This window comes from Streptomyces sp. 8L, from assembly GCF_020176795.1.
In the GTDB taxonomy this organism is placed as follows: domain Bacteria; phylum Actinomycetota; class Actinomycetes; order Streptomycetales; family Streptomycetaceae; genus Streptomyces.
The window spans coordinates 1-10,498 of the sequence record NZ_JAIUKE010000173.1 but is presented as its reverse complement, the minus strand read 5'-3'; the positions used below and the strand labels follow the sequence as shown (position 1 = coordinate 10,498).

The following is a 10,498-nucleotide window of genomic DNA, read 5'->3' as shown; positions in this document are numbered from 1 at the left end:
CCCCCGCCCCGGCCCTCCCCCCCCCGCGCCCTGCCTATGGGTTCTTCCCCCCCGGCCGGGGTGTTTGGGGTCTTCGGGGGGCGGCCCCCTTGTTGTGGGGGGCCCCGGCGCCCCTGTCTGTTCCGGGGCGCCGGAAAATGGTGTGGCGTTGGGCCCGCGGCGAAGGAGCCTCTGCCGACGGCGGGCCAGCCGGGCGGCGCGGGAGGCCGGCGACTGGTGCTGACGTCGCTGCGGTGCTGCATCGGTCGGATAGCCCACCTCACAGCAGTCGCAGTGCTTCTTCGCTGCTGCCTCCCGCAGCGCGAACATCTCAGCCAGCGTGTAGGGCATAGACCTGTCCTGCTCCTCGGCATCGCCTCGGACTACGTCGTAGAAGCCCTTCAGGAGCGGGGGGTCGGGCACCCGGCCGCCGTTCAGATGGTTCGAGAGCGTCGATGCCGCCTGGTGTGCCCGTTTGGCGATGTCCTCCTGTTTCCGGTCGCTGCACTCCCGTAGTCGTCGGAGGGCAGTCAAGAACCTGCGCTTCGGCTCGCTGGTGCCAGGGGGAAGCTCTTTCCATCTGTGAGGCACTTCGGCTGTCAACGGGTCTCCTGGAAAGATGAACGGGAACGCGGAGGAGCACCCACGATTCTCCGTCAGTACCCCTTCATGCGAAAGACATTGGAGTTTTCGCTTGCCCCTCGAAACGCCGTTTTCGCTGGCGTAACCGCAGGCACACAAGTAAACCTGGATGCACACCAGAACCGGATCGGCCGGTCTGGCGCAGCCTGCGCAGCAGTGCTTTCTCGCATGTAAGGGGACTCGATGACTCAGCCGTCGTGGACGGATTCCAGCCTCGGCACCATGAAGCGCGCCGCTCTGTGGCTCGTGGCGGTCGTCGGTGAGGGGAGCACCTTCACCAAGGAAGACATTAAGGAGGCGTTTCCGGGCGTCGCTCAGGCCGACAGGCGGGTGCGCGACCTCCGCGACCACGGCTGGCGGATCGACACCCAGCGGGAGGACCTGACGCTGGGACCGAACGAGCAGCGCTTCGTGAAGGCTGGTGTGCCCGTCTGGGAGCCGGGGAAGGCCACGAAGACCAGTACCGCGCTGACCCAGACCCAGCGGCGTGAGGTGCTCGCGAGGGACGGTCACCTGTGCCGGTCCTGCGGGATTGCTCCGGGGGAGATGTACGCCGGCTCCTATGAGTCGGCGCAGCTGGACATCGCCCGCCGTACGGTGAAGCAACCGTCCGGCGGCGAGAAGACTGAGCTGGTGGCGGAGTGCAACCGCTGCCGCGTCGGCGGGCGCGGTCAGGCAGCGGACCTGGGCGGGCTTCTTGCCGGGATCAAGGGCCTGGGAAGCCTGGAGCGGAAGATGCTCGCCGGCTGGGTGTCCGAAGACAAGCGTGAGTTCAGCACCGTCGAACGGATCTGGGCGGACTACCGCACGCTGCCCGCCGAGTCGAGGGCTAAGGTCGCGGAGGCTCTCTCGGGCTTGGCTGACTGAACTGGCCTCAGCTGAGGACAGCCGGGCCGCAGGCCCGGCTCGCCGCCCGGCAGCACAACGCACGCACCTGTGCACCCACCAAGGATTTGAGGAGTACACACATGGCTAGCGAACTCGGTTCGCCGCCGCTCGCTGAAGCAAACCGGGAGATCGTGGAGCGGCGTCTCAAGGAGGCCGCCGAGGGGGCCGGCCTCCAGGAGACCCTGACCATTGAGTGGCGTACCAAGCCGCTGGTGGTCAGTGTGATCGACATGCCTCTGGACTCGCTCTACTACAACCCTGGTACCCACCGGGTCCGGGCACAACGTACCTACGACCCTGCCCAGGACAAGCTCCTGGACGAGGACCCGTGGAAGTCTGGGAGCCAGGCATACCTTGCGCACCTGCTGCAAGCCGAGCCCTCTGACCCGTCCAGGCGTGACAAGGACTTCGAGGAGCTCAAGCAGAGCCTGAAGGACTTCAGGCAGAACGAGCCCGGGCTCATCACCCGCGAAGGCGTTCTCGTCAACGGCAATACGCGTGCGGTCGCTCTGCGGGAGCTCGCCGTGGGGAACATCCGGGTCGGTGTTCTGCCCGAGTCCTGCACCTGGGATGACATCAACAAAGTTGAGCTGTCCCTCCAGCTGCGGCATGACACGCGCCGCGAGTACTCGTACATCAACCAGATCCTGACCATCGACGAAGAGCTCTCTGCCGGCCGGGATCTCGCCGATATCGCCCGGGAGTTCAGGATCAGGACCACGACAGCCGAGCAGGATCTCTGGGTGCTGGCCTGCCTGCGCGACCTCGCCGAGCGTTCGAAGTCGGGCGGCGTGCAGCTGCGTCTGATGGACTTCGAAGATGCCCAGGAGAAGCTCCGGGAGCTCTTCCGGGCTTACACCAAGGCATCCAAGATCAACAAGGAGGCAGCGGACCTGCTGAAGGAGAACCGCCTCGCCGCGATCGTGCTGGAGTTCTCCAAGACGGACCTGCGGCTCATCGAGTCGGAGTTCCGCTCGCGCTACCTGGAGCAGCGTTTGCCACAGGGCCTCGCAGCTGTCCCTGCCCAGGAGTCCGAGCGCAGGATTCCGGGTCTGAACCGTACGGTGAAGGCGGTGCCGTCGGTGGCGTCCGCTCGGGCGCTGACCGATGTGGTTCTCCGGGCGAAGGCTGTCATGCGCGCTGCGGATAAGGTCCCTGTGGCTGAGTTCGACAAGGCCAGCGCCCTCTTCAAGCAGGCTCATGATGTGGTCGAGGAGGCGTTGGAGCCGGCAGGTAAGGATGCGCGGGTGCGAAAGCGGAAACAGGCCGCTCCTGACCGGATTCACGATGCGTGCAGTGACATCGATCAGTGCGTCACGGACATGACGCTCGCACGGGCTTCCAACAGCCTGGACGAGGAGGCCCTCGAAGAGGCCGTTCTCAAGCTGAAGACAAGCCTGGGAGGGCTGGCCCGTGCCGCCGCCAAAGGCATTGACGTGCCTGGTGACGGCGTTGCCTGGCTGCTGAGCGCGCTCCAGCCGGAGGCGTCGTGACAGAGCCGGGGACACCGTCACTGCGCCTGGGCTTCGACGTGACGCGGACCAAAGCGCTGCTCCGCGCCGATGAATCATGCCGCTCCGAACTGACGGCTCTGGCGGCCCGCTTCCCAGCTGCCGGTCAGCGGGGGCCGCTCTCCCTTGAGGTCACACTCGATGATTTCCTGACCGGGGTTGACGAACTCGCTGGATGGCCTTTCGCGGACTCGGTCGAGTGGGAACCAGAGCTCATGGCTCTGGTGGGTGATGTCCTTGATGACACGGACAAAGCAGAGCAGCGGCTCAAGCAAGGACCCCAGGCTGGTCAAGACTTCAATGACGTGGCGGTCATGGAGGCGCTCGGAGGCGACTGGTGCGCCGAACTCACGGGCTTCCAGAAGCGGGACATCGCTCATCTGCTCTCGATGCAGCATGGCGCTAACTTCAGTGTGCCGGGAGCGGGGAAGACACGTGTCGGCCTCGCGGTGTATGCGGCGATGCGCGAACGAGAGCATGCCCGGCGGCTTCTGGTAGTCAGCCCGAAGTCTGCCTATGAGTCCTGGCTCTACGAAAGTGAGCACTGCTTCAAGGAGCCACCGGTGACGGTGGTGACGGATAAGAGTCCGGATGTGACTGCTGAGATCCTCATCGTCAACTACGAGCGGCTGGACAGGATGCTGCCCTTGCTCGCCTCGTGGCTCCGGGCGGTGCCGTCCATGGTCATTCTTGATGAAGCACACCGGATGAAGCTCGGTACGCGCGGGACCTACGGCAGTGCCTGCATGGCTCTTGGCCCTCTGAGCCGACGGCGTCTCATCCTGACCGGCACGCCAGCACCTAACGGAGCCCGGGACCTGGAGAGTCTCCTGGCCTTCGTGTGGCCTGGGCATGGCCGTCGCGTTGTCGCCCAGGCTGTCGACGGAGGGGACCTGGCGCACGCGAGCGCTGTGCTCCGGCCGCTGTTCACCCGGACGACAAAGAACGAACTAGGTCTGCCACCCTTCCAGCCACGCATCAGATACCTGCAGATGCAACCGCTGCACCGCGAGATCTACGACGCGCTGGTAGGGCGTTTCTCGGCTCGCGCTGAGGCGGTGAGGTCGGACTTCGACGCACTCGGCAAGGCCATGCTGCGCCTCCTCATGGCAGCGACCAGCCCGGCTCTCCTAGTGGAGGGCGCCAGCCGCTACGAACCATTGGTGTACCAGGTTCCGCCGCTCGAAGTGCCGCAGAACGAATCGCTGTTCTCGCTCATGAGGCGGCTGCCTGATCACGAGCTCTCGCCCAAGTACAAGGAAGCGGTGAAGATCGTCGGAGAGAACGCGGCCCTGGGCCGGAAAACCCTGGTCTGGACGACGTTCGTGCGCAGTCTTACGACGCTGGAGCGCATGTTCTCGGCCTACCGGCCGGCTGTGGTGCACGGCGGTACCCCTGATCGCGAGGAACAGCTGCGGCGCTTCCGTGAGGAACCGGACTGTCATGTCCTGCTGTCTAACCCGGCCACGCTCGGCGAGGGCATCAGCCTGCACCAGGTCTGTCATGACGCGGTCTTCGTGGACCGCGACTTCATGGCCGGCCGGTTTCTGCAGAGCCTTGACCGTATCCACCGGCTGGGCCTGGCGCCGGGCACGGATACACGCGTGACTGTCCTGGCTGCCGAGGGGACCATCGATGAGGTGGTGGCGATGCGGCTTGAGCAGAAACTTGAGTTCATGGGCCGGATACTCGACGATCCAGCGGTGCAGCAACTGGCCGACCTTGAGGAAGAGCCGTCCGCCGCGGCCGGAATGGACATGGGCGACGTCAGGGCCTTCCTGGAGCACGTCAATGTTGTCCCTGGCCGGTGAGGGCACACGCACGGCGGCCCTTCGCTGGCTGATGCATCTGCGTTTTGCGGATATTCCACACGTCCGGGTGCTGTTCACCCATCACCCGCGGTACGGGGATCTCACCCCGCACCAGTACGCCGACGCCCTGGCATGGCTCAGGAGGATGGATCTGGTCGATGGGGGTAGGCACCCAACTGTGTCCGTGGGTGCCGATGAAGTCGCTGACTCGCTGGAGGCCGCAGCCGTGCCGCGTGTCGTGTGAGACCAGAAGACAGCGGATGCCAAGGCGAGGACCGGAGCTGTCGGCGAATTGGCCCTGTTCACGCTGCTCAGGCGTGCTTGTGTTCCTGGGGTCCGGCATGTATGAGCCATCTCGGATGCTTTTGGCTACGACATCGAGATCGCCTCACCGGCATCGCCCGCGATGCACTTAGAGGTCAAGTCCACGACCGACCCGACACGTCTGACAGTCCACCTCACACGTCACGAGTACGAGGTCATGCGGACAGATATGCAATGGTCCATGATCGCGGTGCTCGTTGGGGCGGAGAGAGACGCGCTGAGCGTTGCCACGGTGTGCCGGGAATGGCTGAGCTCAGTCGTCCCAAGTGATCAGTCAGTGAATGCGCGGTGGGAGCCAGCCCGGCTTGTTGTGCCGCCGGCAGTACTGATGCCGGGCATCTGCCTTTCTCACGCTGGTGCGTTCATGTCCGCCTCAGTGATGCCGAAGAGGTCTGTCTGGGGAATGAGAGCTGAAGCACTGGGGACATCTGTGGACAGGAGCGCATCCGCGATGCTGCGGCCGACGGCTTCGGCCACCGGAGGCGGAAATGCGTTCCCGACCTGTCTGTAGGCCGACGTCTTGCCTCCAGCGAATCTCCAGTCGGCAGGAAAGCCCTGGAGGAGAGCCATTTGCGGGACGGTGAGGCGTACCGGCAAGGGGTCGCCGGGACCCGGCGGCTCATCGGCAAGGCTTGAGCCGTTCACGCCCATCCGAGCCCACTCCTGCCGGGCCCGGGAGGGGCCGAGGTCCGCCCCGCCGTGCTTACGCGAGCCACCGCACAGCGTCGGTGCGATACGGGCAGCGCCGTCGGCCCAGGAGGAGGCGAGTTCCCAACCTCGTGCGGCCATGGACTCGTAGAGCACATTGCCTACCGGAGGGGCCGTCTTCTCGCAGGCAGTGGGTGCGGGCCAGCGGAAGCCGGCGAAGGCTGCGGGGCGCAGGGCCACGAGAACGGCACGGGGGCGCAGCTGGGCTACGCCGTAGTCGCAGGCGCGCAGCAGCTGCCAGTCGGTGTGATAACCGAGAACGGCAAGGCGCCGGAGCACCGTCAGTCGGTACGCCGTGAATCTGCTCTGCAGGATGCCCTTGACGTTCTCTACGAGGACGGCTCTCGGACGAAGCTCTCCTGCAAGCCTCAGCACCTCGGGGAAGAGGTCGCGCTCGTCGGCTGCCCCGAGTTGCTTTCCGGCCAGTGAGAACGGCGGGCAGGGCACGCCAGCAGCTAGGAGCGAGACCTCTTGGTCCTTGTTGCGCAGCTGGTCAGTGGTGAGGCCGCGGACATCCGCGTGAATGACCTCCCAAGAGGGGCGGTTGCGGCGGAGCGTAGTGACAGCGTCGGAATCGGTCTCGACAAGAGCCGTGTGAGCGAAGCTGGCTCGTTCGAGTCCGAGCGCTTGCCCTCCGGCCCCGGCGCAGACCTCGACACATGTGAGCCTCGGGATGTCATGCCTGGTCACCATTAGGAATCCTCTTCGTTTCTGCCTGCGGCCGGTGGGCATCGGCCTGGACGACAGCTTGCCGCCACTTGCCGCGGCAAGTGGCGGCAAGCTAGTCTCGTCACTCGAAGTGCTCATACCTCGCATGCAGATTCGAAGGAGTGTGACGTTGATGTCAGTAGCCGACGATCCCGACTGGCGTGATCTTGGGCTGGGCGCGAGGGTGCGGGTAGCGCTCTGGCTTCGCGATGAGGTCGGGTTGGGGGGGACTTTTTCGAAGGCGGAGCTCCGTACCGCGATTACTGGTGCCGAACAAGTTGACCGTCGTATGCGCGATCTGCGGCCGGCGGGCTGGATTATCAGGACGAACCGGGACATGCCGAGCCTGGCGCCGGATCGGCTGTATCTCGAAAAGATGGGACTGCCCATCTGGGAGCGGGAGCACCGGGCCGCCGGGCTGCGCCAAATCAGCGCTAAGACCCGCCGCTTCGTCTACGAGCGCGACGGGCATATGTGCCGTCGGTGCGGCGTCGGGGCAGCTGAGGCTTACCCGGATGATCCTGGATCGCACGCCAGACTCACACTCGGTCACATCAGGCCGCATGCGTCGGGGAGTGGGTCAAGTCCGGAAGAGCTCATCACGGAGTGTGCGCGGTGCAATGAGAGTGTGAGGAACCTGACAGGCGTTCAGATGACTCGGGAGCAGGTCTGGGACCGTGTAGGGCAGCTTCCTCTCCGATATAAGAGGGAGTTGCTTGCCTGGATGGTAGGCGACGTCCGTCCGCTGAGTCCCGCGGAGCGGGCTTGGGGGATGTACAGGCAGCTTCCGGCTGCGGTACGTGACGAGGTCAAGCGAGACCTATGGAAGCTGCTGGAGAGCTAGGCACGGCAGACGAACCTGTCGTGCAGCGTGATTCCTTGGTCTGGTAGATGCGACACTTGGCTCCTGCATCAGCTACACCAGGAGGAGTCGTGGGTTCCAGCGAACGCGTGCTGAGCTCGATCGAGATCTGCGCCGGGGCCGGTGGGCAGGCTGCTGGCCTGCACCAAGCAGGGTTCCGGCACCTCGCCCTGGTGGAAATCGACAAGCATGCCTGTGCGACTTTGCGCGAGAATATTAAAGAAAGAAGCAAAGAATGGGGTGACCCGCGCGAAATTGTTGTTGAGATGGATGTCAAAGATTACTGGGACTCCCCGCAGCTAAAGGCTCTCGGGCTGGATGCAGAATCGAACTCAGAATCCCTGGATCTTCTGGCGGGTGGTGTCCCGTGCCCACCATTTTCGCACGCCGGCAAGCAGCTCGGCGAGAACGACGAACGGGATCTCTTCCCGGTGATGCTTAGGCTCGTGGATAAATTGCGCCCTAAAGCGGTGATGATTGAAAACGTGCGCGGGATCATGGACCCGAAGTTCGACGACTACAGGCGGTTGATCGAAACTACGTTGGGGGGGCGCCTGGATGAAGCGGCTCCGGATAGCCTAGGTTATAAAGTATGCGGATGGGAAGTTCTTGAAGCTAGCAAATTCCGAGTGCCGCAGCTTCGCCCTCGGGCCATTCTTGTCGCGATTCGACGTGATATTCTTGGTGATTTGGAGTTTCGCTGGCCGGAACCAACTTCTCCGTCTCCTGTGAGCGTGGCCGAGGCGCTTGATGAGAGCATGGCGGATCGATACGGGAAATTTGAGGGTGAGGAGTACGCCGAAGCTCTCAAGCGCTGGAGGGGCAAAGCGAAAGCGCAAGCAGAAAAGGATGGCGGAAATGGAGGGATTGCACCCACTCTTGTCGGGGGTTCCAAGAAGCACGGTGGTGCAGATCTAGGTCCAAGCCGTGCCAAAGCCGCTTGGGAGCAGCTTGGTGTTTCAGGGCTTGGCGTGGCTAACCAGCACGAAGTATGCGTAGCGAAGAGGAGTCAGGAGAGGGATCTCCTGGGCGCCGCTGGCCCAATGCTTACCGTCAAGCAAGCGGCAATCATTCAGGGATTCTCCCCCGAGTGGAAGTTTTCAGGGGGAAAGACAGCTCAATATCGGCAGGTGGGAAATGCCTTCCCGCCTCCTGTAGCTAAGGCGGTAGGAAAGCAGATCCTCCAGCTTCTTCTGGCGGCAAAGGAGAAGGCAGAATCGGCTAAGGCGGCCCAGCTCAAACTGGTCGACCATCTGGTCGAATCAGCTCCGGCGGTCGCGGACCGCGCTGATTATCTGGAGAGCGCAAGCGTCTGATGCCTCATGCTCCCAGAAGCGCAGGACAAGCCAATCAGCGTCTAGTAGGCGCTGATTGGTATCCCGATCGCGGGCAATGTTCCTTGCGACTTTCTCCGACCAGTAACCGGGATTTGTCTTTGGGGCGACGTAGTGCTCAGGGCAGCCGTGCCAATAGCAGCCATCGATGAACACTGCGACCTTTGCGGGACGGAAAACCATGTCAGCTGTCCGGCGCAGATCGGGCAGTGGTTTTGCGGCTACTCGGTAACGAAGGCCACGCGCATGCACCAGCCTCCGGATCAATTGTTCTGGAGTGGTGTCACGGCTTCGAATGGCTTGCATATTCCTCCGCCTCGCGGCAGAGGATGCCCATGATCCTTCTGGTGGCGTCCAGGCTTCTGGTTCAGGCACCGTTGCGCTTCCTCTGGCGGCGCAGGAATAGCTCAGTCAAAAGAGTTGATTCCCTGCGTTCGGTAGGTTGGTTGGTGTCGATGAGAGATTGTAGTCCTCGTGCACCTTGTCCGCATCGAGGGCTAGCCACTCTCCAGGGCGCAGAGTGAATCCCCTGGCTGCTGCGATGTCCCGTGACTCTACCCAGTCGCCACATAGGAGGATACGCCCTTCACGCGCTGCGGGCTCTCGGGCTTCACGAGCCCGCCGAATAGGGTCGTCTTTTCCTGCGCCGACGGTGAGGATGGTGTTCCGTGGAATTACATGGCCCTCCAGGTATTCGAACATCCTGAGTAGCCGCTTGACCTGGCCGGGGCGTTTGGCCAGAACTTCATTTGCCTGGTCCTCCGTTAGGTAGCGCAGAGGATTGACGGGGAGCGCGCTCCAGTCGTAGAGCGGCACGCTCCAGAGGTCACGCGCTTCCACTGCCAGCCCGCGCTTCCCGTCCTTGTTTCCTTTTCCGCGGTAAAGCCAGGAACGATGGGCCCGTACGAGCCATGTACGATGCCTGTTCTTCTTGAGCTGTATCTGAGTGCACAGGCAAAGTTTGCAGTGAGCTTCAGTGGGAATCGCCCAATTACTGCCAACGGTCGCTTTGATGTCGACGGGTGCGTTGACGATCAGAGTGTCAAGCGGTTTTGCCTTCTGGAGGTCGAAGGCGCGCAGGACCTCATATTCCAGTTTTGCGCCTACGGATGCCCGCTCCCCCGGGTGAACTTCCGGGGACATCAGATCGAAACGTCCGGTTCTTCCGCCATCGAGGACATAGTCGATCGAATTTCTGATGGCTTCCGTGTACAGGTCCGCAACGGGATAGTTACGGAACCAATCGCAAACGCTCTGGAGCTCCAGGTCATCGGTTGGAGCCATGAGTATGTGCTCGCCGGTGTCCGTGTTCGTGCAGGTCTCCCCAGGCTTCTGCAGAACAAGATGGGCCATTTGCCGAAATTCCCCCTATTGCTATGCCAGCTTCTGTGCAGGACCGCCCTATTGTGGCCGCGGAGTTGTGCGGCAACGATGGTACAGAGCCATGCCGGCGCTTGGGAGACGTGGAATCAATGACACGGGGCCGCCCCGGCGCCGTGGGGCGTCGGGTGGCGGCCCCAAACGCCCCACCCCCCCCCCCCCGGCGGGGGGCCGCCCCCCCCCCCCCCCCCGGGGCCCCCCCGGGCGCGGGGGGGGGGGGGGCCGGGCCGCGCGTCCTGCGTCAGGTCGCGCCGTGGCAGGAGCGGTAGGGCTTGCCCGAGCCGCACCAGCAGGTGGCGTTGCGCGGGGGCGGCCAGGGGGTGGCGCGGCCGCGGGCGGCCAGGGTGGTGG

9 protein-coding genes and 1 pseudogene are annotated in these 10,498 nt (G+C 63.8%); 6 read left to right on the top strand and 4 right to left on the bottom strand.

From position 1 onward, the window contains the following. Window positions 1-804: 804 nt before the first annotated feature. The 4 genes and pseudogenes from LCE31_RS16255 to LCE31_RS41235 form a co-directional block, all read left to right on the top strand. Window positions 805-1,488 carry a hypothetical protein gene (locus tag LCE31_RS16255; protein ID WP_225014980.1) on the top strand — a complete coding sequence of 228 codons (684 nt, stop codon included), beginning with the start codon at window positions 805-807 and terminating at the stop codon, window positions 1,486-1,488. A gap of 101 nt (window positions 1,489-1,589) precedes the next feature. Next, window positions 1,590-3,002 (top strand): transcriptional regulator, encoded by a 1,413-nt coding sequence (locus LCE31_RS16250; protein WP_225014979.1) that lies wholly within the window; start codon window positions 1,590-1,592, stop codon window positions 3,000-3,002. Next, window positions 2,999-4,831, top strand: a complete 1,833-nt coding sequence (locus LCE31_RS16245) for a DEAD/DEAH box helicase (protein ID WP_225014978.1) — start codon at window positions 2,999-3,001, stop codon at window positions 4,829-4,831. The genes LCE31_RS16250 and LCE31_RS16245 overlap by 4 nt, the downstream gene beginning before the upstream one ends. A 352-nt stretch (window positions 4,832-5,183) precedes the next feature. After that, a pseudogene (locus LCE31_RS41235) lies at window positions 5,184-5,345 on the top strand (protein NO VEIN domain-containing protein); the annotation flags it as partial. A gap of 158 nt (window positions 5,346-5,503) precedes the next feature. On the opposite strand, the gene LCE31_RS16235 reads toward LCE31_RS41235, so the two are convergent. Continuing rightward, entirely contained in the window at window positions 5,504-6,556 is a 1,053-nt protein-coding gene (locus tag LCE31_RS16235; RefSeq protein WP_225014977.1) for a DNA cytosine methyltransferase, read from the bottom strand. 148 nt (window positions 6,557-6,704) lie between these two features. Between LCE31_RS16235 and LCE31_RS16230 the strand changes: the two genes are divergently transcribed. Beyond that, complete coding sequence (locus LCE31_RS16230; RefSeq protein WP_225014976.1) at window positions 6,705-7,415, top strand: HNH endonuclease; 711 nt, start codon at window positions 6,705-6,707, stop codon at window positions 7,413-7,415. Between the two features lie 89 nt (window positions 7,416-7,504). Beyond that, window positions 7,505-8,749: a DNA cytosine methyltransferase gene (locus LCE31_RS16225; protein ID WP_225014975.1), complete on the top strand. Its 1,245-nt coding sequence runs from the start codon at window positions 7,505-7,507 to the stop codon at window positions 8,747-8,749. Here the strand turns inward: LCE31_RS16225 and LCE31_RS16220 are convergent. The 3 genes from LCE31_RS16220 to LCE31_RS16210 all read right to left on the bottom strand — a co-directional run. Further along, window positions 8,696-9,142, bottom strand: a complete 447-nt coding sequence (locus tag LCE31_RS16220) for a very short patch repair endonuclease (protein ID WP_225014974.1) — start codon at window positions 9,140-9,142, stop codon at window positions 8,696-8,698. The two genes, LCE31_RS16225 and LCE31_RS16220, sit on opposite strands and share 54 nt — an antisense overlap. A 36-nt stretch (window positions 9,143-9,178) precedes the next feature. Beyond that, window positions 9,179-10,120 (bottom strand): NaeI family type II restriction endonuclease, encoded by a 942-nt coding sequence (locus LCE31_RS16215; RefSeq protein ID WP_225014973.1) that lies wholly within the window; start codon window positions 10,118-10,120, stop codon window positions 9,179-9,181. 268 nt (window positions 10,121-10,388) lie between these two features. Beyond that, a partial coding sequence (locus LCE31_RS16210; RefSeq protein WP_225014981.1) for an SEC-C metal-binding domain-containing protein occupies window positions 10,389-10,498 on the bottom strand: 110 nt, incomplete at its 5' end.